We start from the raw sequence: 26893 nt of genomic DNA on the forward strand, positions 1-26893 counted from the left end.
CTTAAGAAAACGCTATGTTGAAAGAACAGATCGCCGCCAATTTAGAACAAGCTTTTAGCGAACTTGGGTTTGCAGAGCCGAGTGTCGCGCAGCTCAAAGCCGCTTGTGGCGTGAGCTTGCGAACTTTGTACAAGCATTATCCTTCGAAAGAAGAAATGATCGTTGCCGCACTAGAACACCGTCACCAACGCTACCTGAATTTCCTGTTGGATAACTCTCCACAAACAGGGGTAGAGGCGACTCAGCATATCTTCAGTAAGCTCAAACAATGGATGGAAGACTACGCACCGCATGGTTGCATGTCGATGAACGCGGTTGCGGCATTTCCCGAACACGACATCATCAACCAAACCGTGAAAGCACATAAAGAAGACGTTCGACATTTTTTGGGTAAACAGAGCCTTCGCCAAGACCTCGCCACACAGCTGTTCTTATTACACGAAGGGGTATCCAGCGCTTGGCCGGTACTGGGTAACGAGGCTCTGAACTCTGCGCAACAAGCTGTTTTAAGATTGCTAAAGGAAGATTAATCATGACAACACTACCAACCACAATGAAAGGTGTTCTATTGACCGGTCACGGCGGACCAGAAATGTTGGAATACCGCCAAGATATTCCTGTCCCAACGCCAAAAGAGAACGAAGTGCTGATTCGTGTATCCGCAGCGAGCGTGAACAATACCGATATCAATACGCGTATTGGCTGGTATTCAAAAGGCGACAACAACAGCGAGGATGCAAGTTGGAGCGGCAATGCACTGGTTCTTCCACGCATTCAAGGCGCTGACGTCTGTGGCGAGATCGTTGCCGTGGGTAGTATGGTAGATGAACGCCGCATAGGTGAACGCGTTCTAATTGAGCCTTGCTTAAGCGATGTAAATGGCGAAACCATTAATCCACCTTGGTACTTTGGCTCAGAATGCGACGGTGGATTTGCTGAATACACCGTGGTTTCAGCTACGCACGCATACAAACTAAACACGAATTTGAGCGATGTAGAGCTTGCGTCTTTCCCATGTTCGTACTCAACGGCAGAAAACATGCTCACGCGCTCTCGTGTTGCCAAGGGAGATCGTGTCTTGATTTCTGGTGCTTCCGGCGGGGTCGGTTCTGCAGCGATTCAACTTGCCAAAGCACGCGGTGCCATCGTTATTGCCATCACAAGTCCAAGCAAAAATGAACAAGTGCTAGAACTGGGCGCAGATGAAGTCGTGCCACGCAACGCAAATCTTGTTGAAGCACTTGGCAACAACAGCGTCGATGTGGTGATTGATTTAGTTGCTGGCGACCAGTGGTCACAGTTTCTCGATGTATTACGCCCGAAAGGTCACTACGCGGTCTCAGGTGCCATTGGCGGCGCGATGGTTGAGTTAGATGTGCGCACTCTGTATCTCAAAGATCTCAGCTTCTTTGGTTGTACCGTCCTTGAGCCTGAAGTGTTTGGAAACTTGGTTCATCACATTGAACAAGGCAACATCAAACCATTGGTCGCGCAGACTTTCCCACTTGAAGACATCAACCAAGCGCAAGCGGCATTCCAAGAGAAGGGGCACATAGGCAAGATGGTCCTTACCGTGAAATAATACTGATGATGAAGCAGTACTTATGACGAAACCTGAAGATATATCATATATGTAAGCTATCTCAGGATGAAGATCGGAAAGTAGACTCCAACATGAAAACGGTAGGTTTTGTTTGGCGATGCAACTCAAACACGTACTACCGTTTTTAAGTTCCCGCTTATCTGCAATGAATTTTTAGAGCAAAAACAAATGCTGATAAGGTGATTGGCGCATGTATTGACCCCGAAATCTCCAATCAATTAACTGATTAACGTCAACTCCCCCTTTATCAATTCAAAGCAGTACCCCGCTCAAATCAACAAAACAACGACCATGGCTAACAGGCCACCTTGATAGGTTTTGGTTAATCTTGCTACACACAAAACAAATAACGAAAAGCAGGTAGTTATGCAAGGTGTTACTAATGTTTCTCCTATCAGTCGACCAATCATCTCTACACCAGTTACACAAGCACAAAATCAAGGTCAACTCGGTGGTTTGAGTGTGAGCACACAAACACCGTCAGATGCGATCCGCAATATGATGCTAGAACGTCTTAATAACGTTGTAGCAGCCAACCCAGCACCGATCAGTTCATTATCTCTGAAAAGCGCGACACCAGAACAAAGTGCAGAACCTAGATCAAGGCTACAAAACTTTAAAACAGCAGTACAAACTCTAGGCGATCGTATTTTGCATGCTCTGGTCAGTACGAAAACCGCTTCGTTACGCAATTCAGTAGCAAAACATAACGGCGAGGTAACCATGCAGCTCTCCCAAGTAACGGGCAGCATCAAAAACGCCATTTTGAAAGACACCAATACCTCTGGCGGATGCTGTGAAGCACTCAGCGCACATTGGATGAAGGCAAGAGCGGAAGGTTCTAATTTAGGGGAGCAGTTATTTCAATCAGGAACAGCAAGCGATAAAGGCAAGTTGAATAAAGAGACAATGCAGTCCGTCGCGCAACTGCAAACCGATGGCATGCTTGGCAATCACCAAGAAACTATCACAGAAGGTTGGTTAAGAAGCAATAACATCGAATCGCCTTATAGAGAACTCGGTTCATTATCACGCGTGAGTGGGCAAACAAGCCGTGGCAAAAATGGAGCGGCAGAACTCGCTGCGAAGATCGTTGATAATGGTCCTAAAACATCACTATTTAAGAAGATTGGTCTGGAAGGACCAAGTAATGCACATGCCGTTGCTGCGGCTGTAGATGGGGATAACGTGACGTTCTTTGACCCTAACTTCGGCGAGTTTTCTTTCTCAAGCAAAGAAGATTTCACCAACTGGTTTACTCAGGATTTCTGGCATAAATCAGGCTACGACCTACCAAAATTTGGTTTATCCGGAGAGTTTAGCATCGTCAACTTGGAGGCTAACCATTAATGACAACCACATTCGAGTACCTAGTTAGCAGCTTTTTTGAAAAGAATGGTCTAGAGAGCCCAATCGTAAAAGATGGCATTTACAGTCTGCTGATCAACGAAAAATATCAACTTCACTTCACGCATCAGAATGAAGAGTGGATGGTCCTATATGCAGAGCTGGGTGAGATGAACCCAATATCAGAGCAACTGGCAAAGAGCAATATCTTTGGTGAATATTGGCCTTCTCACGTTGTTTCTCATCAAGAAAACACCGCGGTTTTATGGTCTCAACAACCTATTGCGATGCTTAATGTGGCAGCATTAGAAGCATGGGTAGAGTGCTTTATTCAGGACCTTATCGAAAAACAGGCTGCGATTTCTGATGTGGATCCAACCCCAGAAAACACTCAGCCAACAAATATCCGACCGCATATGATCTCAGTGTAAATACACCCAAATAACCTTGAGATGCTAGCTTCAGCGAGAATGACTTGGGTATAGACTTAGCATAAGTAACGCCCGCGTGATTGGGCGTTACTTATTTGTGGATGGAGCGCGGCAACACCAGATTGCCTTATCTCTTTTACCAGTAAGCAGGACTATCCAAACCTTGCACGCAAGAAGATGTGCCTTGAGTTGGCGTCAACTCACCTGTAAGTGATTGCGCCAGCCAACCATGTGGAAAGCTCAAGGCATGTGGCGCTTTGAACTGTTCCTCGGAGACTTGTTGGAACCCAACGCGCGAATAGAAGTTAGGATCGCCGTAGGTAAATACCAACTCAATGCCTTGCTGTTTTAAGTGTTCCAGACCAAAGTTGATCAAGGCTTGTCCTACGCCTTTTCCTTGGCATTCTGTCAGAGTTGCCATTGGTGATAACAGATAACCTACTTCACCACTCTCAAAGCGTAGTGGCGTAAACAACACACCTGCAATTAAACGTTCACCTTGTTTAGCCACAAAGCCTTTTAGCTCCTGTTCTGGGGTTGTTGTCAGTAAGTCACCGACGAGCGAGCCGATGGTTTTGCCTTCTACTTCGCCTTCAGAATCAGAAAAGGTTTGAGTAAATAAAGCGATCATCTCGCTGCTCATTACTCTCTCGTAAGGAGAAAATGTGTAGTTTGTTTTTTGTGTGTTTTGATTTGTTGTTTCGTTCATTTTTCTATCAATCTTTTTGTAAGATATACATCTGATACGCCACTTCGTTACGACGGCGTTTAACGATATCTAATTCAACTTGTATGTCTTTTAATGCTTGCGATTCCAGCATCTCAGCTTTCAAACTTTGCACACGCTCATCTAAAGGAACGTAGTAGTTATCCCATGCCTGTTGGCTAATTGGGAACGTCTCTAGCGCATGGTATCCCGCTGCATTTGCTTGCTTAATTCGCTTCTCGACACTGCCCACATCTGGGTACTCTTTCTTCCAGAACGCCACCGTATCTTCACTTGGAGTCTCGGTGTTCCAAACCAAATCGCTCAGCACTAAGATACCACCTTCTTTAAGCAATGGACGCCATGCTTTGAATGCGTTCTCCACGCCCATGATGTATGCACTGCCTTCTGCCCAAATGACATCGGCCGAGCCTTCTGCAAACGGGAGCTCTGTCATGCTGGCACACACTGTTGTGATCTTGTCCCTTAAACCGAGAGTTTGAGCTTTGCCTTTCAGGCGCTGCAACGATGGTTCGTCATTATCAACAGCAGTAACATGTGCGTGTTGAGCCAGCGTGCGAGTCGCGATACCTTGTCCACAGCCGATTTCCAGAATTTCATCAGGTTGCGTAGGTAGCATACTCAATGCCTTCAAGGTGTCTTGCTCTGCTCCCGGTCCCCAAAATTCCAAGGCTTCATATACGCGGAAGAAGTCCGCCATGTAATCTTCATGAGTGTTCATATCTTTTGATAACCAACGTAAGTGAAGGGCTTCTTTCTCGCTAAAACCTTGCGTCATAAGCCATTTCAAGTGCGCATCCGGTGCAACTTCATCCAACGATTCATGCCAATCGGTTAACGGTGTTTCGCCCAGCAGCGCCGCCAAAAGCTGACGTGATTTCTGCTTTTGCTCAATCTCTTCATCGAGGAGCCTGAGCCTTTCTAGCATCAATTGGCGATCTACTTTAGCTTCCAGACAGGCTTTACACTCCTTGAGCGTCAGTCCGCCGCTTTGCAGTTGCTGGATCAAACGCAAGCGTTGCAGATCCGCATCGCTGTAAGCGCGATAGCCGTTGCTTAACCGTTGCCCTTTGATGAGCTCAATCTTCTCGTAATAGAGCAATGTGGTGCGAGACAAACCCAGCATCTCTGCCAGTTCCGATATCCGATACATGTAATTTTCCTCAGCGCTGATGAAATCATCTTAAACTGTAGAGTTATAGACAGGTCAACATGAATTGTAGGAAAAGATACGATCAAAGATAAAACGCGGAGAGAAAAGCATCAGGTTACTAAAAGGTAACTGGTTGAATTAACACTCTTGGTCTCCATATCCATTTTATAACTCGAAAAAGTAAGGTCTGCTTTATGGAATCAGTAATCAAAATCGACGTAGTTTCAGATGTGGTTTGCCCTTGGTGCATCATCGGCTACAAACGCTTACAACAAGCAATTCAAGAGCTAGGATTGGAAGACAAAATTGAGTTGGAATGGCAACCGTTCGAATTGAACCCAAACATGCCAGCAGAAGGAGAAAACCTACGCCAGCACCTAGCGAATAAATACGGCACAACACCGGAAGACAGTGTTCGTGCACGTGATAACCTGACTAATCTAGGCAAAGAAGTGGGGTTCGACTTTGATTACTTTGATGACATGAAGATGGTCAATACGCGAGATGCGCACGTACTGCTGCAATGGGCGGAGCAATTTGATAAGCAAACTGAACTGAAGTTAGCCCTATTTACGGCGTTCTTTGGTCAACGCAAAGATGTCTCTGACCGAAGCACACTGGCAGCAATTCTGACTGAGATTGGTTTAGATGCAAATATGGGCATCGCCACCCTAGACGATGCAAGTAATGCTGACTCTATCGAGTATCAAGAAAGCCAATGGCATCAACTTGGCGTAAGCTCAGTGCCAACGGTAGTCTTCAATATGGAAAGTGCCGTGACAGGCGCACAACCAGTGGAAGTGTATAAACAAATCCTAACAGAGTATGCGGAGAAGTTAGGACAGTAAGGTTGAAGACTCGCGAGATAGGCATATCGTTCACTTCGATACGCCTATCTATGTATTTACTTACAGCTTGGTATCAAGGTCTGATACATGGTTTTAAAACCTCGCAAAGACACGTTTACCTTTTCAACTTTTGGTGCATCGCCTTTCAACTCAACCTTCAGCGAATTTGCTTGGTAAAAATCATTAAGTTGCTCGACTGGCACTGTAGCCCAATGTGTCTTTCCTTTGATCCAAACATCCATAGTAAACACTTGTCCATTGTCTAATGATGCTTTCGCTGCGTAGCCCAACTCTTCTCGTAACAAGCCGTTGAAAAAGAGTAAGTTCACACCTTCTGTCGTGCATCGCAATGCAACAGTATCAACGTTAGCGTCACTTTTGACACTTGAAACCCCAAGGATGACAGCTTCGCCGGTATCAAAACTCTTAGATTCGTAGTGTTCCCAATCTTGATAGGTGTTAGTCAGTTCCAAACCTGCATTTACGCTAAATGCGACCGCTGCTAATAATCCTATTAGTCGTTGTTTTTTCATCTCTTTAACCTAAACCTCAACCACGCTCTGACTTCTACTATCACGTGGTTGAAGCCTTTACTTAATTGGTAACACGATTATTTAGCAGTGTTTTCTGGTAATAACACTGCTTCAAAACGTGTCGCTTGATTCAAGAACTGACGCATAATTGCATCCACTTTCTGTTTGCTTGCTTCGCTGTTTGCTCTATGTTGTGCTTGAATCAATCGTGGGCTATCGGTAAGAAGGTACGATTGCTCCATCGCATTTAACATCCCTAAATCAGAACGTAGATAACGATCAATCTGATCATCACGTTGCAGCAGTTTGTTTTCTAATACTTGTTCATCAGCCCCTGTTTCAGCCACAGAGCTCAACACCGAATGAGTCAGAGAGATCAATTCATCCACGCGCTCAGGTGCACAGGTGAATAGGATTCGCCCTTCCGCTTGAGGGCTATGAACATCTTGCCAGAACCAACTCGCTACACCATAAACACCTGAGGCCTGCTCACGAAGTTTAAGGCGAAGTTGCTCCTGAACCAGTTCGCCACTGAGCTCCAAATAGTAAGCATTGTCAGGTCGCCACTGTGAATCTTGAGTTAGGTAGATTTCAACTTCTGCCCTCGGCTCTTTTGAATCTGGCGTGCTGTAACGTACTTTTGGTGAAGACGCTTTCACTTCATAGTACTCACGAGAAACTTCTTTTACCTTGATTGAAGCAAGGTAGCGCGCAGCCAGCGATTCAATTTGAGCCGCAGATACGTCACCCACAACGAAATAGGTATAGTCCGTTTTGCCCGCAACATACTTCTGATACACCTCGCTCAGACCTTGAGCTTTATAGCTTGCAGCATGTTCCCCATTGTCGCTATAAACCGTAGGAATATCAGGGAAACGTAACTCTGAGACTTTGCGAACAAATCGATCTGCACCATCAAATCGAGCACCATTAAGTTTTTGCGCCATCTCAACTTGATACTCTTTCAACGACTTCTCCGAAATAGGACTTGCGGCTAATTTAAGATGAAAAAGCTTCAACATTTTTTCGAAGCTCTCAGTCTTCGCCCAACCAGAGAATCCTTGTTGGTACTCATCGACGAGTGTAGACATCACCACTGGATTGCCGCGGAAAATAGTTTGAATATCCGCCTGAGGTACAACGCCCACTCCGGTATCATCCACTAAGCTAACCGCCGTTTTTAACGCATGATAATCTTGTTGAGGAATTGAGCGCGTCCCACCAGCAGTAAGCGCTTTAAAGTGCACCTGACCCGGATTGCTATCACTATAACGGTAAACCAATTTGCTCCCGTTACTTAGGCGATACTCAGTGATTCGGTGCTCCGCCCACTTTCGTTCTTGCTTTACGCTCCCCACTTTCGGATCGACCACAGGCAATACGGCTTGGCTTTCATCAATAAACCACGGTGGTTGCTGCTCTTGCATCGTGGTTTGCCATACTCCTTCTACCCATTTCTCATCTAGTTTTGGCTTACGCTTATCAGAAGGTTGGGTTAACAGAATCAATCGTGACTTAGGTGCGATGATCTGCTTGAAAGCATCATTCACTTGTTGCGGCGTAATGCGCTCTAAGAAGTACTTGTTAAGCTGATAAGCTTGTTCCTTGTCGATCAAGGTTTGTCCACTTGCCGCTGATACCATTAAGTCGCCAGCAAGATCGATGCTATAGTCTTTTTTGCCTTTCCCTCTTTCAATCACACCTTTCAAGCGGCTGATTTCACCGTTAATCTCTTGCTCAGAAAAGCCATGTTGAGCTAGCTGAGAAACAAACTTAAATAAGCCCTGAGTTGCTTGCTCATACTCACCGTCAACCAACTGTAGAGAGAACACTGCTTGCGTCGTTTCTCTTCCAACATTTGATGAATAGAAGTTTGCCGCATTAACTACGTTGTCTTCATCTTGTTCCCAACGTTGCAAACGCACATTGAGCAAACGAGTCGCGATTTGATGTGCAAGATCATCTTGGTAGCGTGCGTAGCTGAGATCAGGCTTGAACTCAGAAAAGAAACTGACTTCAACGGAAGGTGATGAATATCCCTCTTCAGAAACCGTGTCACTGCGCCAACCATCGATGAGCGGAATACTATAATCTACTGCTTCCAGCGACGTATCTGGCGCGCGGTCATGACCTAACTTACGCGAAATGAGCTGTTTCATTTGCTCAGTGTTGACGTCACCCACGATGACAATCGACATATTGTCCGGGCGATACCACTTGTTATAGAAATCAGCAACACGATATTTCGAGACATGTTGGATGGTATAAGGATCACCAATTGGGTCACGAGTTACGTATCGGGAACCGGCCATCTCAATCGCACTCTTCTTATCCCCTAAACGTAACATTGGTCCCAATCGAGCGCGCCATTCCTCCAATACGATGCCACGCTCTGCGTCTAAGTCGCCTTTCAGCATGGTGACATTACTTGCCCAATCTGACACAACATCCATCACCAACTCGAGAGTTTCTGGGTTGTTGTTTGGAAGATTCAATGTGTAGACGGTGTTCTCAAAGTCCGTAAAAGCGTTGATGTCCACGCCAAACTTCATGCCCGCTTCTTCCAAAACCTTGATTACTTCGTTCTCGGGGTAATGCTTGGTGCCATTAAACGCCATATGTTCAACAATATGAGCAACACCACGCTGGTCATCTTCCTCGTTCATTGAGCCAGCATTCACAACCAGACGAACGTAGACCCGCGATTCAGGATTGGTGTTTTCTGCTATGTAATAGCTCAGCCCATTTTCTAGTTGCCCAACGTCTGCACGACGATCAAAAGTCAGTGCTTGTGTAAGATCGAGGGACGACTCCACCGTTTTATTTGGCGCAAGTACCTGACAAGCACTTAAAAAGACGCCGCTTGTCAGGATCAGTAATTTATTAATCTTCATGAATATTTGAACGATTGAGTTTGAGTACATAAGGTGATCTGATTTTGTTCTTCTGCCCCACCTTCACGATGAGAGACTTCTACAACATGTGTCTCTGGTAACTGCTCTGCCATAACCGCGCGAATAGAACGATAACTTTCAGGATCAAGTGCTGACATTGCCTCATCTAAGAACAACCACTGCGGTTTTTGAACTAGGCTTCTCGCTAACATGATTTTCTGAAGCTCGCCGCCAGAAACGCTTTGTTGCCAGTTACTTTGCCGATCCATTTGTTCAGCAAACTTCGCAATACCGGCTTGATTTAATGCATCAATGAGCACATCGTCAGAGACTAAACCGCCGCTTGGATACAATAAGATTTCGCGTAATGTTGCGTTCGGCAAATACGGTTTCTGAGGAATAAACATACACTCGCTGTCGTCAGGCATGCTGATGTCGCCACTTTGATATGGCCATAAACCCGCAAGCGAGCGAATAAAGGTACTTTTACCACCGCCAGAAACACCTTTAATAGTGATGCTTTGATGAATAGATCCGCTTTGTTCAGACAACAAAGTCTGCTGGTTCGGAGAGAACAAGTTGAGATCGCGCCACTCCGGTTGTTTTGATAATGGTAGAGCGTTAGTAGTCGGTAACATCTCTAACTGAGTGTGGAAAGTAATAAGACGATCAGTGACTGCACGCCAATCTGCGACCTCTTCATAAGAGTCAACAAACCAACTGAAGGCTTCTTGTACTCGGTAGAAGCCAGTCGCAGTTTGCATCATATCGCCCAATTGAAGTGCGCCGCTCATCAAGCGCGGCGAAGCGACCAAATATGGAAAAATACGCGCAACTTCGTTATAGCCACTCGTGAACGCGCCGTATTTTAGCTTCATACCTGTAAGTTGCTGCCAGTTGTCCCAAACCTTGCTAAACAGATTTTGTGTGCGATGGTTTTCAGCAAGTTCACCACGCTGTAATGCAATGGATTCAGCATGTTCACGCACTCGCATCAAATGAAAACGAAAGTCTGCTTCACTTTTTTCTTGTTCAAAGTTAAGTGGCACCAAACGTTTTGCGATCTTGTGCGTTAACCAAGTACCGACGATAGAGTAAATGATAGCAACCCAAACCATGTAGCCCGGAAGCACCCATTCGCTCCCAGCAAACTCAAACGTAAAGCTGCCAGACAGGTTCCACAAGATGACCACAAACGAGAACAGACTTGTCACAGTTCGAAGTAAACCAAGTCCCATCTTTAAAGTATTATCGCAAAAATCCTTCACATCCTGAGAGATACGCTGATCTGGGTTATCACTGTCTGGATAGGTCAGTTGATGTCGGTATAAACGCTTTCCACCCAACCATTTTTGTAAAAATGCATGGGTTAACCACCGACGCCAACGGATCCGCAATGTTCTGCGTAAATACTCCTCGGCCAAATCAACAACCGTGTAAACCGCCATGATCAACACAAATTGACCCAGCATATTCCAAAAGTTATTCCATTCTTCGTTTTGCATAAGATTGAAGAAGTCACGGTTCCAGTTACTGTAAAGAACCGCTACCTCAACGATCAGATAATTTAAACCGACGACTAAGCCCAAAAGCAGCCAAGCAATGCGCTTTTCATCACTACGCCAATAAGGGTGTGCAAGTGACCATACTTGCGCGAGGAAAGGTTTGTCTTTTAAAGACAGGGGAGAATGGTTAGACATGTTGCACCAAAACGACAAGGCAACCAGCAGCCAAAACTACTGGTTACCCTTAATCAAACAAAAGAAAATAGATTAGAATTCGTAACCTAGCTCTAGCCAGAACTCACGACCTGGAGAGTACAATCCGTAATCACCTTGACGGTCCGCCTTGAGTTCATCTTGTCTAACTTGATCTAAGACGTTTAGAACATCCACTTGAACGTACGCAGAGTGTGTACCAAATAAGCTTGGCTGATAACGAAGTCGAGTATCCCATTGAGTATGTGTGCCAAAGTTGTAACCTCGATAGATTTCGATCCCATCGACAGTGTCTTGATACTCATGCTTATCGACTGGCGCTTTGATATATACTTTGTTGGCCCACGTTAAGTTGTAACGAGGGATATCCATATTAATGCCAACGCGAGCAACCCACTCTTCTGTGTTGCTATTAACCTCTTGCTCCATTTGAGCCTTTGTCATTAGCTTGCCATCATAGATAACCGCCTGATTTGGTTCGCTAATTTCAGCCCTATCTGAAATCATGTAATCAGCAGCTAGACTTGTTGTCCAGTTTGTTGGGCCTAAAACCCAAGGGGTTATATTGCTAACTTGCAGTGTGTAAGTATCGACAGAGAAGCTAGAGCCATTGTAGTAGCTGTATATTTTTTTACCGCCAGTATCGGTCACTTTGGTATCAATACTTTTCTTATAATCACGGTATACATAGCCAGCTGAAATTAAGAAGTTACCTGCAATCTGATCAGCCCTTAAACTCACTTCATCTGAGTACTCAGTATCTAAACCTTCTACTGATTTGTAATCACGAGTTTCACTATCATTAAGCTTCAAGACCTCTCCCGCCAATTTCATCGACGCAAACGAACGTCCATAGTAGCGGTTTAGACCGACATTCAATGTTGTTTGATCCGTTGCAAACCAAGAAGCACTAAAGCGAGGAGCTATATTTGTGTTCTCGAGATAGTCGTCTCTCTCAACTCGAATTCCTGGTCGAATAGTAAAGTTATTCCAATGAATAACATCTTCAGCATAAAACGAATAATCTTGGTAATCGGTAGACACTGAGCCCTTTCGGGTTGTACTCGTACGCTCATCAAATATACTTCCAAAAAAGTACATTACCGTTTTCTGAGTCACGTCATTGTCGCGATTAAAGTCAAAGCTTGTTTTCTTGTAACCTGCACCAATAGAAGGTAAATGAGATGTGCCCGCTAATTCCAGACGATCAAATTCATAATGAAGCTTCAGTTGAACGTTCTGCTGTGTAAGCTGACTATTACCATAACCGCCTTCCTCATAATCCATACCATTATCTAAATCACTAGTAACTAACGCATATGTTGCGTTTGATTTACGTTCATCAGTAAATTGGTCATATGCAGCAGTTGCGGATAATTGACCAGAGCCTAATCGCTGGGTCCATTTTACAGTCGAACCATAAGCCAGATGCGTATCCGTAACATTGTTATCTAAGTTAGTGGCAAAGTACTTACCTTCCTCATAATTAGACAAACGGAAGCCAAGCTCTAGTGAGCGTTCAACACTTGGTGTCCAATTAAAGTTTGCAAGGAAGTTATCTGATAATCGATTGTGATTTCGGTGATCGGTATCCCCATTTTTATTAATTAAACGTTTTTGCTTAATGTCTGACTCTCGTCGACTAAAGCCTACAACCATACCGATATCTTCTGTCAGTGATTGCTCAGCCATTACACTAAAGAAGTTCTTTTTGTAATCAGGTTGAAAATCAGCGCCATATCCATTTGGCACAACATTATTCACTTTTTCCTTTATATTGCGATCGACCTGCATCTCCGCCCACTCTGACTGGGTGGTTCTATAACTCAGTTTTACTCTATCTTCACCGTTGTATTGACGAGTTTCAGCAACAACTGCACCTCCAGTGAAACCACCTAGGCTGGCTGGAACATTTGATGTATATACTTCGACACCCGAAAGTAAGTTCGCGTCAATATAATATGCTTGCTCAGAACTTTTGCTCGGAACAGTGCCAACGGTGCCGTCGAATAAACTGCCATTTGGATCGAGATCATTATTAACATTGACTCCGTCGATCATATAAGCGGTTTGGTCAGGGTCTGCACCAAGTATGGATACTGAAACAGGTTTGATCTCACCACCTTGAAAACCATCTAAATCACCACCAGCAAAACGAACATTTGGGTTGTCTTTTAGGTAGTCAGTTAAGTTGCCGTTAGATGAAGGAGTGTCTTTAATGCCATCAGCATCAAGTGTTTGTTTAGTTGAAAGCTCATCATCTCTTGTGTCTGTCACATTTACAGTTAGATCAGATGGAGTTTCGGACGGCGTTTCCGTTTCTGCATAAACGTTAGATACGGAACATAGCGACGCAATGGTCGCTGCAAGCAAAGTTTTATTGAAAGGGTGCATTGTAAAAGCTTGTAAGTGATAATTGTTATCATTAATGCTATCAACAAGTCATTCAACAAGTAAATCCCACTAACAGCTGTGATAAGCACAGAATAATGTGTTAGATACCTTGTTCCATTAATAAATAGATAACATTCACTCAGCCTATAAAAACAAGTCTAACTCTCTCAAATCCCTTATGCGAAAAGAGCCAAATGAAACTAAATCTCATTTGGAATAAAATGTCGAAAACAAACAAATACGCAAACATTCCGTTAACATGAGTTTTTTATAAAAAATTCATTTTTGTTAACGCAATCGATAAAATTGAAAACGCGTAGTTATAACAATAATTTCTGACAACTCATTTTCCATCTGAGTTCATTTATTTTTTAATTAATTAAAATTCAGTAACTTAACTCAAAAAACCAAGAGTAGAGTAAAAAATAACGCTTCACTTCCAATTAAAAACAATTATCATTCCCAAGACTTTAAGATTATTCGTTAGAATAAAACCAACCAAAAACAGTACTCAAACTGATGATTCAACCTCGTTTTACACCCTTAGCAATACTCTCACTTTGTCTGCAAAACACAGCTTTTGCAGAATCAAACACTATCCAGCACCTTCAAGAGCAAGTTGGTAATATCGAATTATCATCTTCGGAGCAAAAAAAGGTCGAGAGTATTGATGACCAAACACAATTGCAACGTGAAGTAGTAAGAAACCTCGACCACGAAATCCGGTTACAGTCTCGCTACCAGCAGCAGCTCACCAAACAGCTTCAACAACTGGAAAATGCGATTCAAAACTTAGATGGCAAGATGGAGAACATCCGCCAAACTAAAGTGAACTTGTATCCGTTATTAGAGCAAATGACGACGACGCTCAAGGAACTGGTTTTAGCGGATATCCCTTTTGATAGAGATTCAAGACTTGAACGGGTACAGCAACTGACGTCAGAGCTAGATAACCCTCAACTGACCGATGCGGAAAAACTCGAACGCATCCTTATCGCTTATCAAACCGAGCTCCAATACGGGTCTCAAGTAAAAGCTTGGTTTGGTCGATTAACGCCTAATCAAGAAGTTCAATACCTGAGAGTTGGCCGTCTAGGTTATTACTACCTATCACTTGATGCTGCAACTGCTGGCGTATGGCAATCAGAAAGCCAACAATGGATGACATTATCAATGGATGAGACCAAGCAGGTTGAGCGAGCACTTACCGCGTTCAACAGCGGCATGACCTACCCTGTTCTTACCCTTCCAAAGGCGCAGTAACCATGAAAAACTTCCTCTGGAAACCAAACTATTCACACCTGTTGAGTGCCATTTTACTGGTTATTTTTAATATTGCTCCAGCAGTAGGTGCCAATACCATCGAAGAACGTAGTGGAAGTGACACTCTTCAAGAAATTTTTAAGCGTGTAGAACAAAGCAGCAAAGAAGACATTCAACGTTACAAGCAATTGAAATCACAAAAAAGTCATCAGCTTCAAGAGGTTAATGGGCAGGTTGAATCCCTACAACTCAAGCTGCAAGAGTTGAATTCAAGCAATGCGAAGCTTGAAGAAGCCATTATCGCATTTCAAGAAAAGCTAAGTGACAAACAAAAACAAGTGCAGCTTGCACAGGCGGATATTGAAGAGGTTATAGAGCTGACATCCGCGCAACAAAACAACTTTATCTCTAACAATAAACCTCTCGCTACATGGTTTGATAGCCAAACACTCTTACCTGTTCAGAAAAATAATTTCAGCATTGCTTCTATCAATAACCTCTGGCTTGCGATGGTTCAACAAATCTCTGCCTCCAGCCGAGTAAACGTTGTAAAGGGAGAGATACTGCTTTCCAACGGAAACATTGAAAAAGCACCAGTTCAACTAGTGGGGGCATTTAGTCAGTTTTCGCAAGATTATGGTTGGTTGAAATTTGATGGAGCTCGTCAACAATGGCGACAAGTCTCACCACAACCGCAGCTTGATATCACACAAGGACAATGGGCAGTCGATCCAAGCTTTGGATTTGGTTTTGATGTTTTAGCGAATCAACCGAAATGGTACGAGAGCTACTTGGCTGCAGGCATGGTTGGTGCGCTTATTGTTGTTCTAGCCATAATTGGCTTTTCTATCGGAATTGCTCGCTTGATTACTTTGACGAAAGAAAAGCAGGCGGTAAAAAAACAAGCGAGTCAGTTGGATGAACTTTCAGAAAACAACATGTTAGGTCGTGTACTCATGCAACTGAAAAACTGCAATGCTCATCAGCAAATGGAAGATGTAGTAGATGCAAACGTGAGTCGAGAAATGCCTTGGCTGCACAGAGGTATAGGTACCTTGGCCGTACTAGCAGCCATTGCTCCGTTAATGGGACTGCTCGGAACCGTTGGCGGCATGATTGAGACCTTTTCAGTGATCACCTCTCAAGGGGTCACAGATGGAGAACTGCTTTCTGGCGGTATTGCTGAGGCACTACTCACGACCAAGCTGGGACTTCTGGTTGCCGTTCCTCTGCTCATCTTGCATTGCTTAGTTAAAACTCAAGCTCAGCAACTTGCAGAAATCATAGAGCATCAAGTAACCAGTTTGGTTGTAGATATTCGTTATGGGAACCAAGGGACATGCTAGAGCAAGTGCTCGCTGCACGCTTACCGATGGATCACCCAATTATGTGGTCTATCGGCTTAGTTTCACTTGTTATGTGGGGTCTCATCCTACATTGTTACTTGCGTTTTCATACCTTAAAGAGCACGGGCTTAAACACTCAGTTCTCGCAAAAGATCAAGCAATACTCCGGTATTCAGGACAACGAGCGCCTCTACCTTGAAAATGGGTGGTTAAGCGAGATTAGGCAACACCTCAGTGTTGGACTTAATGAGATACGTCTTTTTGTCCGAATTCTGCCAATGCTTGGGTTACTCGGCACAGTGGATGGCATGATGACCTGTTTTGAGCAATTGAATAGCGATGATGTTCTAAACGCAGTGTCAGAAGGCATCAGCCAAGCGATGCTCACCACACTAGCAGGATTGCTCGCAGCACTGTCTGGTATGTACCTAGCTTACAACCTCAAGAGACAGCAGGAAAAACTTTTAGTCCACTTCGCCAATCAATGGAAGTCCTATGAAAATTAAATCCTTCACAGATAAAGAAGAGTCACCTCAAGTTGACCTTACTCCTTTGATCGACGTGGTCTTTATTCTGTTGATCTTTTTTATTCTATCGGCGAACTTTCAAAAAGAGTCGACGATGGAAGTCGATAGACCCAGTGCATCCAGCTCATCATTGAAACCAAAAGCTGAGACCATTTCGGTGAGTGTCGATCGCGATCATAATATTTGGTTTAACGGACAAAACGTCAACCTCAGCCAGCTTCAATTCCAAGTAAAAGCTTACTTGGTCGATAAGAAGCCAATCAATGCGATCGTAAATGCTGACCGCAGCTTAGATACGGGAACGCTCATTTCCGTCATTGACACTTTACGCTTATCAGGGCTAAACAATGTTGCTATCGCTACCAAAGAGCAGTAAATCAAAACTGCTAGGTATATTGGCAGCTGCTGTATTCATCAACTTGCTATTGGTTGCTCTCCTGCACCTTTTGATATCAACGCCTAGGGCAAAACCAGAACGCAGTTCAAACCAGATCTATGTCCAAACAATCACGTCGCACAAAAAGCCCAAGGAGCTTGAGGTTACTAAGCCTGTCGTGGTTGCAAGCGCGCCTACTTCAGCTCCTGCTCGTCCTGCGTTGGTTGACTTTACCATCCCAGATATGGACAGCATGGTCACGTTGCCGGAGGTTACTTTTAAACCCAGTGATGAAATAGATGTCCATTTAACTTTTGATTTTTCTTTTTCGGGAGCGGGTGTTCATCAAGGCAGTCAATTTCAATCTCAGGTTGTGATGGCAAAACCCACTTATCAGATTCCCCCAAAATACCCGACGAAAGCCAAACGAAACGGTATTGAAGGGCACATCACTTTCTCTTTGTTAATAAGCCAACAAGGTGAAGCAATACAGTACAAAGTGGTTGAAGAGTCTCCGAAAGGCGTTTTTCTTCGCTCATCATTGCGCTCCGTAATGCGCTGGAAGTTTGTTCCTCCACAATCTGGAGAACAATGGCAACAAGTTACATTGAACTACAGCTTAGAGGACTAAATAATGAGATTTACAGCCCTGCTCTGCTTAGCCTTTCTCAGCTTTACAACGCATGCACAAGTGGACATTGAGACATTTGAGCAATACCAGAAATTAAGCCGTTTTTTGGAGCGTGACGACTTCGAGATAAATGCCTTTGCACGATTTCACGATAACCACCAAGGTAGTAATGCGGAAACTCAAGAACTGACAAAAAGCCTTTATTTACAAGCTTGCTTAAAGCTAGAAATGTTGTCGTGTGCCCTCGACAGAACAAACGAATTGCTGACACTAACAAGGAATTCCGCTAATCGTGAACAACTCCTTCGTCTCGCGGTGCAGCTCAATTATCAAAACCAACGTTACCTCGATGTATTGAGCCAATTCGCAGTATGGCAAAAACTCTACCAATCAGAGTTGGAAAAAGGACAAGTCAAACTGACGGACGCACTAATTGCTGAGGTTAGCACCATCGCAGGACATAGTGCTTATCAGCTTGAGAAGTGGCAAGAAACTGCAACCATTATGAAAGCTGCAGTAAAGCTCGACGCTACACAGCAACGTTATCAATTACTTTTAGCAAGCTATCAACGATTAGAAGCATTTGAAAAAGAGTATGCCTTGCTGTTGAAAGTAACCGAGCTCTATCCAAACCAAGATAAATTCTGGTCGCGTTTGGCTCAATCACACATTCACTATGGGCAGAATGCGAAGGCAGTTGCCTCACTTCTCGTCGTTAAAGATTTACATAAACTCACCGAGCCGCAACGAATTCTTCTTGCGCAGCTGCAACTTGAAGCTAAAACTCCGGCTCTTGCTTATCACACTTTGAGTGAATATACGCCTTCTTCAGAATACCAAGAGAAGGTCAACAAGTTGAAACTTCACGCGCTGCTAAAATCCCGTCAGCGTGACCAGGCAATTAAGTTGTTAGACTCGTTATCTCAAGCAAGTTCATTAGCCATCAAAGCACAGCTGGCTTATTCAGAACAACGCTGGGAGCAAGCCGTCCCGCTATTAAAGCAACAAATTAAGCAGCAACCAGAGAACCAGAGGTGGCAACTGCTTAAGGCAATTGCTCATTTTGAATTGCATCAGTACCGACAAGCAAAACCATTATTGGAATCTTTACTTGGAGGCAAGTTTGACAGCTCTGCCAAACAATGGCTGATTCAAATCGATTATCTGAATAGCGATTAGAACAAAGCTCGAAAGACAACGCCCGTAATGCTCTCACATTACGGGCGTGTTACTTTCTATCAGTGACTCAAGGGTGCGCTATTTCACCAGTCCTTGTTCCACCAACTGAGGGAATACGTTATTGCGAAAAATCGTGCTTATCGCGATGTCATCCACGTTTGAAGAATCTACCCATTGGCACTCTTCGATTTCGTTACTGGCAACCACCTCGCCCGAGTAATCGCTAACGAAGAACACATCCATGACCAAAGTAATGCCGTCTTTATCGTGCGCTGGTGCTTCAAATCGCCCAAACAATACCAAGTTCTCTTCCGTTACCTTAATCCCCACTTCTTCATGTAGCTCGCGACATAATGCTTGCTCTGAAGTTTCGCCACTATCAAGTTTGCCACCTGGCGCGTAGAAGGTGTCTTTGCCTTTTGAACGTAACACCAGAAGTGCGCCGTTTTTAATGATGATACCTGCTGACTTATGCATATTGTGCATCTTGCTTTCCTTCTAAGCGTTAGAGAAACTTCTCAATCAGAACTTCATTGATATACTGACCGTTAATCTTGGCGTGCTTCTTTGCCGTACCCACTACTTCAAAACCATGTTTTAGATACGTGGCAAGTGCGTTAGGGTTGTCTTCTCTCACATACGCAAACAGCTTTTCATAACCTTTCGATTTCGCATCAGCAAAGGTAGCGGTAAACAGAGCCGAAGCCACACCCTGGCGACGATATTTTGCATCAACGAAGGTACCGATAATACCAACGTGCGCAAACGCCTTGGTATAACTCGCGAAAGGCTCTACGTTTTGGAAACCCAGCACAGTGCCCTCTTCTTCACTCTCATCGATTGGGTTCAATGCCACATTAAATACGCCCATTTCAGGAAAGCTCTCAATAAAGCTTTCTTCCTCTTCTGTCGTAAAGGTGGTATCGAGAATCGTATATAAGCCCTCTTCGATAATTGGGTTCAACACTTCGGTAATGCCTTGAGCGTGTTGTTTTTGTGCGTTCTTAACTATCACTTTCATAATATTTTTCGTTCTTTTTATATGGATGAAATTAAGGCGTCATTATCATCTAGAAGGGTCGACAAACCAATCACTAAAGTGCTGATTTGGTTGAGTTCGGAGCATAAAAAAGACCACCTCAGTTCAAGGTGGTCTTAAGTGTGGGAGCTATCTTTTATCAAAGATTCGCTTTGGCATATTACTTAAGCTTAACTCAATGGGCGACCTTCATAGTCACCCGTCAAGGTTTTGAGGAAGGCTTTGATAGCGTCAACTTCTTGTTCTGACATCTCCACACCGACTTGGTACTTACCCATGTCGTAGATGGCTTTGTTTAACGTATCCGCATGACCATCATGGAAGTATGGCGGCGTCAGTTCAATGTTGCGTAATGTTGGCACTTTGAACTTATGCTTATCTTCTTTATTGCCAGTGAAGTTGTAGCGGCCAAGATCTGCATCGGTCATTTCTGTGCCACGGTCTGCGAAGTAATCGGCTTTCATACCCATGGTTTCAAACGTTTCACCACCCATGGCTTCACCTGCGTGACAGGTTTGGCAGTCGTATTTCTTGAACAACATCAAACCATATTTCTCATGTGAGTCCAGTGCATCCGTATTACCCATCAAATACTGGTCGAAACGGCTGTTTGGTGTGGTAAGCGTTTTCTCAAACTCGGCGATCGCGTCCGTAATGTTGTTGCCATTGATGTCACCTGAATAAACCTTTTTGAACATCGCGACCATTTCTGGGTCTTGGCTTAACTTGTCGACAATTTCATCCCAATCCACAGAGCCCATTTCAATTGGGTTAAATGGAGGACCACCAGCCTGATCTTGCAGATCTGCAGCACGACCATCCCAGAATTGCAGTTTGTTGTACACGGCATTGAAAACGGTTGGCGCGTTAATACCGCCGACTTGACCATGAATGCCAACAGAGGTTACTAGTCGGTCCACGCCGCCTGTATCAAGGCTATGGCATGATGCACATGAGACACTATTGTCTCCTGACAATCGCGTGTCATGATAAAGCACCTTACCTAACTCAGCTTTATCTGCATCAGTTTCAAACGTGGTGTAAATTGGCTGTAGGACTTTGCCTTTACGCTCTTCAGATACAGGCGATTGCGCATGACGCTCTGATCGTTTTTCGCGAATCCACTTTAACAGCGTGTGCTTTTCATCTTTTGACATGCTTGCTGACCAGTGCATGGTCAGGTAAATCGCTGGCGGCATGGAATCGTCGTAAAGCACTTTCTCAAGTCGAGCAAGCGCAACCTCAGACACTGGGTCACTTTGCTTCACGTCATCAAACAAATTGGTCATATCAAAGTGGCGCATCGCGACTTTGACGTCCGCTTCCATTATCTGTTTCGCGACTGGCATTTCTGAGTAGAAAGGCATTTCGCTATTTGGTGTATGGCAGTAACCGCAGCCTTTGTCTGCCAGTACTTTCATTGCTTGGTAATCCAACGTAGATTGATCTAACGAGCTAAATTGCGTCAGATTCTGTTGAGCTACCTTTTTATCGTCTTGGTTCACCATGTAAACGGTACCGAAGTAAGCCACCAAACCAACTCCCACGATCCCTAGTGCTATTTTCTTTTTATTCATAACTGTTCCCCTAAATCAGTTAAGGCGAAAGTTATTGAAATGCCCAAATATTTAAAAATGGGAAAAAGGAATTGATATTAATCGAATATTTAGATGAGCAACTAATTTAACATCTAAAGTTTATAAAAACAGACACTTGTGGAGATAAGTAAAAAATACAACATAAGAACAACAACTTAAAACCAAAGCTTTTATTGATATGAGTCAAAAATGGTATATATACCCAAGTGACTTCAAGATGCAGGATTCAGAGCGCTGTCATTGATTCGAGAGTAAGGAAAACAACGCAGTGTAATAGCTAGCTCTTTCCAAGTTGTTTGACGCAGCAATCGGGTCAATGACACGCTCCCAAAGGGCGAGCTGCCTTGGCTTGTATACTTTGTTGCCGATTCTTGATTTAGAATGACTAGATCTTTAAATCGCCGCCGCGTCTACAAACCAAGTCATTCTCGCTGAACCTAGCATCTCGAGGTTACTTGGGTATAACCACAATGAATCAAAGTTGAATAAAAATAAATCAGAGGGAAATAAAGTAGGAATTTAGGAAGGAATTGTAGGCACAAAAAAAGGCAGCTCGTGAGCTACCTTTTTCGCAAGTCAGCAAATTAAATTATGCTTTCTTAAGATCTTTAGCTGGGTAAGTTAGCGTTTTTTCGCCAGCTTTAACGTGCGCGTAAAAACCGCCGCTGCTTAGACCTGTAACAACCATTTCGCCTAGCTCGATACCTTTAGTAGCTACTACTACGTCACCGATTGAAAACATATTTAATACCTTGTGTATGTAGATTATGACCTTAAGTCGTTGGCGGTATTTAATCTGAAATCGCACCCTTAAACTAATCAGGTTTTTTGTCGTTATGATTAACTTTTATTATTACCAAAGTCCTTATATTTAAAGGGATTGTAAGGGTATGACGAAGATCGCTTTTACCGTCTTAAACTCAGAGAAGTAAAGGGGAGATTTCCCCCTAATGAGCTAAGATGGAGGAATCATAATTACCTTTGATTATGCTTTTGCTCTCTGGAGATAAACGATGAAAAATGGTCTCACTATTCGTGCTTTAGAACGTTCAGACCTGCGCTTTATTCACGACCTCAACAACAACCGCAATATTATGACATATTGGTTTGAAGAGCCGTACGAATCCCATGATGAATTAGAGGAACTTTACCGCAAGCACATTCACGATGATGCTGAGCGCCGCTTTGTCGTAGAAGATGAACATGGTGTATTAATTGGTCTGGTAGAGTTAATAGAGATTAATTACATTCACCGTAGTGCAGAATTTCAAATCATCATTGCACCAGACCATCAAGGACGTGGCTACGCGGAAGAGGTGATCAATCGAGCTTTGGATTATTCGTTCTCGATTCTTAACCTGCACAAAATCTATCTTTTGGTTGCTTTAGACAACGAAAAAGCCGTTCACCTATATCAAAAGTGCGGCTTTATTGAAGAGGGGCATTTGGTGCAAGAGTTCTTTATCAACGGCAGCTACCGTGACGTAAAACGCATGTACATTCTACAAGAACAATACCGCGAAAAACTCGAGAACAATCAATAACAATAAAACAACGGTAAGCGAACACCTGCTTACCGTTGTTTTAAACTGATTTATTGGTTTTTCCAGTTGTAACCGACACTTAGGAAATACAACGCTGGGTCATCAAAGTTCGCAACGGGAATGCCCGCCAATTTGATTTCAGATGAATCAATTAGCATTGCTTCAAATGCTACAGATACCGAGCTTGCTTCATCAATCTTGTAATCAAAACCAGTACCTAAACGATAAGATTTACCAGCAGGAATCGTAAGGTCACCGTTTGACTGATCTGCGTACATACTCGTATCAAACGCAAAACCCGCATTCCATGTCACCTTACTGTTGATCTTGTATTGGGATCCAATCGCGACTTGATAAGTATCTTGTGTTTCCACTCCCATCAAGGTGTCGTACGCGCTCCAATCTTGCCAGTTCAAGTTACCCATAAGGGCAAGTTTGTCGTTTAGCTCATGATAAGCACTAAATACTACCTGTTGAGGTAACACTGCGCTGGTTGTCAGGTCTTTATCTGCGAAGTCGAATTCTGCTTCACTAGAATAAGATAAACCTAAACGTGTGCCCGAGTTCAGCTCATAAAGCGCGCCAACACGACCATTCACTTGGACATCGGTATCTTCAATACCGCCGGCTAGCGAAGTTCCGTCCACTTTTACATCCATATCAAGAATCCCGTAGTGAATGCCAAGCGCAGCACCCACAGACCACTGTTCGTTGATACGGTAAGAAGCAGAAGGCTGAACCGTTACGGCTTGAGTGATGGCATTAGGAATATCGATACGGTTAAAAAGCTGGTCATATTCCAATCCCAGACCATAATTCCCATACATACCAATGCCTAAAGTCCACTTGTCGTTTACCTGTTGGCTATAGAAGGCTGAGCCAAGAGGCACGTAACCTATGATATTACCGGCATCTCCACCATCGATGGTGTCTAGCGTTGCATCGCCATACAAGCTAATCAGATGACCAGAGAAAGATTGACCCGCTACATTGGATAAACCTGCGGGGTTAGCCGCCATTACTGAGGCATCATGCGCTCGCGCTGCCATACCAGCAGAAGCTAAACCAATATCTGTGGTAGAAGTCTCGTACAAGTACAAGCCTCCAGCCTGAGCTGCTGCACATGAAAGGAGGGACCCCACAGCAACGAATTTGGTAAGATTTTTCATATTATATTTATTCCACTTAAGCTAACGATACCCAAGTGACTTCAAGGTAGTGCACTCCCGAAGGATGAGGTAACTTGGGTGTACATACGTCATCCAATCCCCTTCAAAGAACAGGTAAGTAAACAAACTTTGGATAAGTAAGGACGGACTATTCAACGTTGTATAAAACTAAGTGGAAGCATAATAGGAAGTTCTATCACCTATGGTTATATGCGTTATAACCTTATTTTTATTTGGCTGAGAGAAACAAAAAAACGCAGCCCGAAGACTGCGTTTTAATCCCAATGTGAATGAGCTTAAGCCCTTTGTTTATTTCGCCCTTTCACTTACAGATTTTCAACACCCATATTGAACAACGTAAAGCTGTAAACATCGGCGGTTTTCTCGATAACCTTACTAGTCGGTGTGCCTGCACCGTGACCTGCATTGGTTTCGATTCGAATCAAAGTTGGGTTTGTACCCGCTTGTTTAGACTGTAGCTCAGCCGCAAATTTGTAAGAGTGCGCAGGCACCACTCGGTCATCGTGGTCACCCGTTGTCACCATGGTTGCCGGGTATTTAACGCCGGCTTTTACGTTATGAACTGGCGAGTATCCTTTGAGGTAATCAAACATCTCTTTACTTTGCTCTGCTGTACCGTAGTCATAAGCCCAGCCCGCTCCTGCCGTAAAAGTGTGGTAGCGAAGCATATCCAATACACCCACTGCTGGCAGTGCCACTTTGAACAGCTCTGGGCGTTGCGTCATCACCGCACCAACAAGTAAGCCGCCATTAGATCCACCGTTAATCGCGAGTTTGTCTGACGAGGTGTAGTCTTGGTCAATAAGGAACTCCGCTCCGGCAATAAAGTCATCAAATGAGTTCTGCTTCTCTAACTTGGTGCCGGCATTGTGCCACTCTTTACCGTACTCGCCACCGCCACGAATGTTCGCGACAGCGTAGATACCACCCATTTCTAACCATGCTGCTCGGCTTGGACTAAAGTAAGGCTTTAGACTGATGTTAAAACCACCGTAACCATACAAGATTGTTGGTGCGCTGCCGTCCATCGGCGTGCCTTTCTTGTAAGTGATGATCATTGGAATCTTAGTACCGTCTTTCGATTTGTAGAACACCTGACGAGATTCAAATTGAGCAGAGTCGAATGGCGCGTTCGATTTGTGGTAAACCTCGCTGTCACCCTCTTTGATGTCTAAGCGATAGGTCGTGCTTGGTGTCTTGTAATTGGTGAAAGAGTAGTAGACTTCAGCGTCTTCTTTCTTACCCCAAAAGCCGTAAGCACTGCCGATGTCTGGTAGCTTGATTTCACGAATGAACTTGCCGTCCATGTCGTATTGTTTGACCATAGAAAGGGCATCAACAATGTAGCTTGCGAATAGATAACCGCCCGCGGTTGATGGGCTAAGCACGTTGTCAGTTTCAGGTATTAAATCTTTCCAATTCTTCGGCTCAAGGTTGCCCGCATCCACCGTCACCACGCGTTTGTTTGGTGCATCTAAGTTGGTGACCAAATACAGCTTGGTGCCTTTGCTATCAATCACCCAAGTATCAGAATTGGTGTCATCCAAAATGGTTTGCAGCGGACTGTCTGGCTTGGTCAAATCTTTGAAGAACAGTTTATTGCCAGACGTTGAAGTGCTTGCCGAAATAAACAGGTAACGTTGGTCGTCCGAAGTGTAACCACGAACGTATCGGTGCTTCTCTTCCTCTGTACCGCCGAAGATAAGCTTATCCTCACTCTGCTTAGTGCCTAGCTCGTGATAGTAAAGCTTGTGTTGGTCGGTTTTTGCCGAAAGCTCGCTGCCTTCTGGCTTGTCGTAACTTGAGTAGTAGAAACCTTTGTTCCCCAGCCAGTTTACGCCGCTGAACTTAATATCCACTAGCGTCTCACCGACAGGCTTTTTGGTTTCGGCATCAAGCACAATCACTTTGCGCCAGTCGCTACCGCCTTCTGAAATGCTGTAAGCGACTAAAGAACCATCTTTGGTGAAGCTCACGTTCGCCAACGAGGTCGTGCCATCTTCGCTAAAGGTATTTGGATCGAGAAAAACCTCAGGCTTGCCATCATCAAGTTGGCGGTAAAGCACGTCTTGGTTTTGCAAACCGTCGTTCTTGTAGAAATAGGTGTATTTACCTTCTTTGAATGGACGCCCTAACTTCTCGTAATCCATCAACTGAGTTAAGCGTTCTTCAATCTGGTGACGATAAGGAATTTGCGCCAAGTAATCGAACGTGACTTGGTTCTGCGCTTTGACCCAATCCGCCGTTTCTTTACTGCGGTCGTCCTCTAACCAGCGATATGGGTCACTGACTTTGGTACCAAAATACTCGTCCACTACATCGACTTTCTTTGTTGTTGGGTACTTCACCGCCATTTTGTGTACGTGTTCAACCAACTCCTTTGTTGAGTCTTCGGCATAAGCACTCGGCAATATGCCCGTCATCGCAAACGCGGTCACCAGTGCTAAGGTTTTCTTTTTCATAGACTTCCTTTTCTGTTTTTGTTTTATGTAATGCACCAAGCATCTTACCTATATTAGAGAAATGATTCTAATCGTCTGAATAAAGCTGTG

At 44.1% G+C, this 26893-nt stretch carries 24 protein-coding genes; 12 read left to right on the forward strand and 12 right to left on the reverse strand.

Features of this window, described 5'->3' with window-relative positions:
* Positions 1–14: 14 nt before the first annotated feature.
* From J4N44_RS24295 to J4N44_RS24310, 4 genes are all read left to right on the forward strand, one after another.
* Complete coding sequence (locus J4N44_RS24295; RefSeq protein ID WP_252045330.1) at positions 15–530, forward strand: TetR/AcrR family transcriptional regulator; 516 nt, start codon at positions 15–17, stop codon at positions 528–530.
* A 2-nt stretch (positions 531–532) separates the two neighbouring features.
* Positions 533–1582 carry an alcohol dehydrogenase family protein gene (locus tag J4N44_RS24300; protein ID WP_503064199.1) on the forward strand — a complete coding sequence of 350 codons (1050 nt, stop codon included), beginning with the start codon at positions 533–535 and terminating at the stop codon, positions 1580–1582.
* A gap of 387 nt (positions 1583–1969) precedes the next feature.
* Positions 1970–2953 (forward strand): YopT-type cysteine protease domain-containing protein, encoded by a 984-nt coding sequence (locus J4N44_RS24305; protein WP_252045331.1) that lies wholly within the window; start codon positions 1970–1972, stop codon positions 2951–2953.
* Positions 2953–3381 carry a CesT family type III secretion system chaperone gene (locus J4N44_RS24310; RefSeq protein WP_017189509.1) on the forward strand — a complete coding sequence of 143 codons (429 nt, stop codon included), beginning with the start codon at positions 2953–2955 and terminating at the stop codon, positions 3379–3381. The genes J4N44_RS24305 and J4N44_RS24310 overlap by 1 nt, the downstream gene beginning before the upstream one ends.
* Positions 3382–3517: 136 nt before the next feature.
* Here J4N44_RS24310 and J4N44_RS24315 read toward each other — a convergent pair whose 3' ends face one another.
* Positions 3518–4090 carry a GNAT family N-acetyltransferase gene (locus J4N44_RS24315; RefSeq protein ID WP_051177488.1) on the reverse strand — a complete coding sequence of 191 codons (573 nt, stop codon included), beginning with the start codon at positions 4088–4090 and terminating at the stop codon, positions 3518–3520.
* A gap of 7 nt (positions 4091–4097) precedes the next feature.
* On the reverse strand, positions 4098–5261 hold the full coding sequence (locus J4N44_RS24320) for a MerR family transcriptional regulator (protein ID WP_026138307.1): 1164 nt from the start codon (positions 5259–5261) through the stop codon (positions 4098–4100).
* A gap of 194 nt (positions 5262–5455) precedes the next feature.
* Between J4N44_RS24320 and J4N44_RS24325 the strand changes: the two genes are divergently transcribed.
* Positions 5456–6109: a DsbA family oxidoreductase gene (locus tag J4N44_RS24325; protein WP_050907813.1), complete on the forward strand. Its 654-nt coding sequence runs from the start codon at positions 5456–5458 to the stop codon at positions 6107–6109.
* A 56-nt stretch (positions 6110–6165) separates the two neighbouring features.
* On the opposite strand, the gene J4N44_RS24330 is transcribed toward J4N44_RS24325, so the two are convergent.
* From J4N44_RS24330 to J4N44_RS24345, 4 genes are all read right to left on the reverse strand, one after another.
* Positions 6166–6642 carry a hypothetical protein gene (locus J4N44_RS24330; RefSeq protein ID WP_252045332.1) on the reverse strand — a complete coding sequence of 159 codons (477 nt, stop codon included), beginning with the start codon at positions 6640–6642 and terminating at the stop codon, positions 6166–6168.
* A 77-nt stretch (positions 6643–6719) separates the two neighbouring features.
* On the reverse strand, positions 6720–9536 hold the full coding sequence (locus J4N44_RS24335; protein WP_252045333.1) for a M16 family metallopeptidase: 2817 nt from the start codon (positions 9534–9536) through the stop codon (positions 6720–6722).
* Entirely contained in the window at positions 9533–11236 is a 1704-nt protein-coding gene (locus J4N44_RS24340) for an ABC transporter ATP-binding protein/permease (protein ID WP_017818576.1), read from the reverse strand. The genes J4N44_RS24335 and J4N44_RS24340 overlap by 4 nt, the downstream gene beginning before the upstream one ends.
* Positions 11237–11308: 72 nt before the next feature.
* Positions 11309–13648 (reverse strand): TonB-dependent receptor plug domain-containing protein, encoded by a 2340-nt coding sequence (locus J4N44_RS24345; protein WP_252045334.1) that lies wholly within the window; start codon positions 13646–13648, stop codon positions 11309–11311.
* 519 nt (positions 13649–14167) lie between these two features.
* On the opposite strand from J4N44_RS24345, the gene J4N44_RS24350 reads away from it, so the two are divergent.
* From J4N44_RS24350 to J4N44_RS24375, 6 genes are read left to right on the forward strand one after another with little or no spacing between them, the layout of a single operon-like run.
* Positions 14168–14911 carry a DUF3450 family protein gene (locus J4N44_RS24350; RefSeq protein WP_252045335.1) on the forward strand — a complete coding sequence of 248 codons (744 nt, stop codon included), beginning with the start codon at positions 14168–14170 and terminating at the stop codon, positions 14909–14911.
* Between the two features lie 2 nt (positions 14912–14913).
* On the forward strand, positions 14914–16257 hold the full coding sequence (locus J4N44_RS24355) for a MotA/TolQ/ExbB proton channel family protein (RefSeq protein WP_252045336.1): 1344 nt from the start codon (positions 14914–14916) through the stop codon (positions 16255–16257).
* Positions 16251–16763, forward strand: coding sequence for a MotA/TolQ/ExbB proton channel family protein (locus J4N44_RS24360; protein ID WP_050937042.1), 513 nt, complete (start codon positions 16251–16253; stop codon positions 16761–16763). The genes J4N44_RS24355 and J4N44_RS24360 overlap by 7 nt, the downstream gene beginning before the upstream one ends.
* Positions 16753–17160 (forward strand): ExbD/TolR family protein, encoded by a 408-nt coding sequence (locus tag J4N44_RS24365; RefSeq protein WP_009697089.1) that lies wholly within the window; start codon positions 16753–16755, stop codon positions 17158–17160. The genes J4N44_RS24360 and J4N44_RS24365 overlap by 11 nt, the downstream gene beginning before the upstream one ends.
* Positions 17132–17791, forward strand: coding sequence for an energy transducer TonB (locus J4N44_RS24370; protein ID WP_017189519.1), 660 nt, complete (start codon positions 17132–17134; stop codon positions 17789–17791). Before J4N44_RS24365 ends, J4N44_RS24370 begins: the two co-directional genes overlap by 29 nt.
* Before the next feature lie 3 nt (positions 17792–17794).
* Positions 17795–18970, forward strand: coding sequence for a tetratricopeptide repeat protein (locus J4N44_RS24375; protein ID WP_230544330.1), 1176 nt, complete (start codon positions 17795–17797; stop codon positions 18968–18970).
* A gap of 78 nt (positions 18971–19048) precedes the next feature.
* On the opposite strand, the gene J4N44_RS24380 is transcribed toward J4N44_RS24375, so the two are convergent.
* The 4 genes from J4N44_RS24380 to J4N44_RS24395 all read right to left on the reverse strand — a co-directional run bounded on the left by J4N44_RS24380 (position 19049) and on the right by J4N44_RS24395 (position 22349).
* Positions 19049–19447, reverse strand: a complete 399-nt coding sequence (locus J4N44_RS24380) for an NUDIX hydrolase (RefSeq protein ID WP_050922846.1) — start codon at positions 19445–19447, stop codon at positions 19049–19051.
* A 28-nt stretch (positions 19448–19475) separates the two neighbouring features.
* The gene (locus J4N44_RS24385) at positions 19476–19991 is read right to left on the reverse strand and encodes a GNAT family N-acetyltransferase (protein ID WP_005452596.1); all 516 of its coding nucleotides are present in this window, start codon (positions 19989–19991) and stop codon (positions 19476–19478) included.
* Positions 19992–20179: 188 nt separating this feature from the next.
* Positions 20180–21586, reverse strand: coding sequence for a cytochrome-c peroxidase (locus tag J4N44_RS24390; protein WP_005452598.1), 1407 nt, complete (start codon positions 21584–21586; stop codon positions 20180–20182).
* A 610-nt stretch (positions 21587–22196) separates the two neighbouring features.
* The gene (locus J4N44_RS24395; RefSeq protein ID WP_005452601.1) at positions 22197–22349 is read right to left on the reverse strand and encodes a hypothetical protein; all 153 of its coding nucleotides are present in this window, start codon (positions 22347–22349) and stop codon (positions 22197–22199) included.
* A 271-nt stretch (positions 22350–22620) separates the two neighbouring features.
* Between J4N44_RS24395 and speG the strand changes: the two genes are divergently transcribed.
* Positions 22621–23151, forward strand: a complete 531-nt coding sequence (speG, locus tag J4N44_RS24400; protein WP_005452602.1) for a spermidine N1-acetyltransferase — start codon at positions 22621–22623, stop codon at positions 23149–23151.
* Positions 23152–23201: 50 nt separating this feature from the next.
* On the opposite strand, the gene J4N44_RS24405 is transcribed toward speG, so the two are convergent.
* Together J4N44_RS24405 and J4N44_RS24410 are read right to left on the reverse strand one after the other, a co-directional pair.
* Positions 23202–24320, reverse strand: a complete 1119-nt coding sequence (locus J4N44_RS24405) for an OmpP1/FadL family transporter (RefSeq protein WP_005452605.1) — start codon at positions 24318–24320, stop codon at positions 23202–23204.
* Positions 24321–24646: 326 nt separating this feature from the next.
* Positions 24647–26803 (reverse strand): prolyl oligopeptidase family serine peptidase, encoded by a 2157-nt coding sequence (locus J4N44_RS24410; protein WP_252045337.1) that lies wholly within the window; start codon positions 26801–26803, stop codon positions 24647–24649.
* Between the last annotated feature and the right edge of the window lie 90 nt (positions 26804–26893).

This window comes from Vibrio sp. SCSIO 43155 (assembly GCF_023716605.1).
Lineage (GTDB): Bacteria > Pseudomonadota > Gammaproteobacteria > Enterobacterales > Vibrionaceae > Vibrio > Vibrio harveyi.

Bases quoted from the DNA above. Each gene is read 5' to 3' on its own strand.
- J4N44_RS24340 (WP_017818576.1), bottom strand. From the start codon at position 11,236: ATGTCTAACCATTCTCCCCTGTCTTTAAAAGACAAACCTTTCCTCGCG.
- J4N44_RS24360 (WP_050937042.1), top strand. From the start codon at position 16,251: ATGCTAGAGCAAGTGCTCGCTGCACGCTTACCGATGGATCACCCAATT.
- J4N44_RS24395 (WP_005452601.1), bottom strand. From the start codon at position 22,349: ATGTTTTCAATCGGTGACGTAGTAGTAGCTACTAAAGGTATCGAGCTA.
- J4N44_RS24405 (WP_005452605.1), bottom strand. From the start codon at position 24,320: ATGAAAAATCTTACCAAATTCGTTGCTGTGGGGTCCCTCCTTTCATGT.
- J4N44_RS24380 (WP_050922846.1), bottom strand. From the start codon at position 19,447: ATGCATAAGTCAGCAGGTATCATCATTAAAAACGGCGCACTTCTGGTG.
- J4N44_RS24310 (WP_017189509.1), top strand. From the start codon at position 2,953: ATGACAACCACATTCGAGTACCTAGTTAGCAGCTTTTTTGAAAAGAAT.
- J4N44_RS24350 (WP_252045335.1), top strand. From the start codon at position 14,168: ATGATTCAACCTCGTTTTACACCCTTAGCAATACTCTCACTTTGTCTG.
- J4N44_RS24345 (WP_252045334.1), bottom strand. From the start codon at position 13,648: ATGCACCCTTTCAATAAAACTTTGCTTGCAGCGACCATTGCGTCGCTA.
- J4N44_RS24305 (WP_252045331.1), top strand. From the start codon at position 1,970: ATGCAAGGTGTTACTAATGTTTCTCCTATCAGTCGACCAATCATCTCT.
- J4N44_RS24355 (WP_252045336.1), top strand. From the start codon at position 14,914: ATGAAAAACTTCCTCTGGAAACCAAACTATTCACACCTGTTGAGTGCC.
- J4N44_RS24335 (WP_252045333.1), bottom strand. From the start codon at position 9,536: ATGAAGATTAATAAATTACTGATCCTGACAAGCGGCGTCTTTTTAAGT.
- J4N44_RS24370 (WP_017189519.1), top strand. From the start codon at position 17,132: ATGTTGCTATCGCTACCAAAGAGCAGTAAATCAAAACTGCTAGGTATA.
- J4N44_RS24325 (WP_050907813.1), top strand. From the start codon at position 5,456: ATGGAATCAGTAATCAAAATCGACGTAGTTTCAGATGTGGTTTGCCCT.
- J4N44_RS24315 (WP_051177488.1), bottom strand. From the start codon at position 4,090: ATGAACGAAACAACAAATCAAAACACACAAAAAACAAACTACACATTT.
- J4N44_RS24330 (WP_252045332.1), bottom strand. From the start codon at position 6,642: ATGAAAAAACAACGACTAATAGGATTATTAGCAGCGGTCGCATTTAGC.
- J4N44_RS24390 (WP_005452598.1), bottom strand. From the start codon at position 21,586: ATGAATAAAAAGAAAATAGCACTAGGGATCGTGGGAGTTGGTTTGGTG.
- J4N44_RS24320 (WP_026138307.1), bottom strand. From the start codon at position 5,261: ATGTATCGGATATCGGAACTGGCAGAGATGCTGGGTTTGTCTCGCACC.
- J4N44_RS24300 (WP_503064199.1), top strand. From the start codon at position 533: ATGACAACACTACCAACCACAATGAAAGGTGTTCTATTGACCGGTCAC.
- J4N44_RS24410 (WP_252045337.1), bottom strand. From the start codon at position 26,803: ATGAAAAAGAAAACCTTAGCACTGGTGACCGCGTTTGCGATGACGGGC.
- J4N44_RS24365 (WP_009697089.1), top strand. From the start codon at position 16,753: ATGAAAATTAAATCCTTCACAGATAAAGAAGAGTCACCTCAAGTTGAC.
- speG (WP_005452602.1), top strand. From the start codon at position 22,621: ATGAAAAATGGTCTCACTATTCGTGCTTTAGAACGTTCAGACCTGCGC.
- J4N44_RS24295 (WP_252045330.1), top strand. From the start codon at position 15: ATGTTGAAAGAACAGATCGCCGCCAATTTAGAACAAGCTTTTAGCGAA.
- J4N44_RS24375 (WP_230544330.1), top strand. From the start codon at position 17,795: ATGAGATTTACAGCCCTGCTCTGCTTAGCCTTTCTCAGCTTTACAACG.
- J4N44_RS24385 (WP_005452596.1), bottom strand. From the start codon at position 19,991: ATGAAAGTGATAGTTAAGAACGCACAAAAACAACACGCTCAAGGCATT.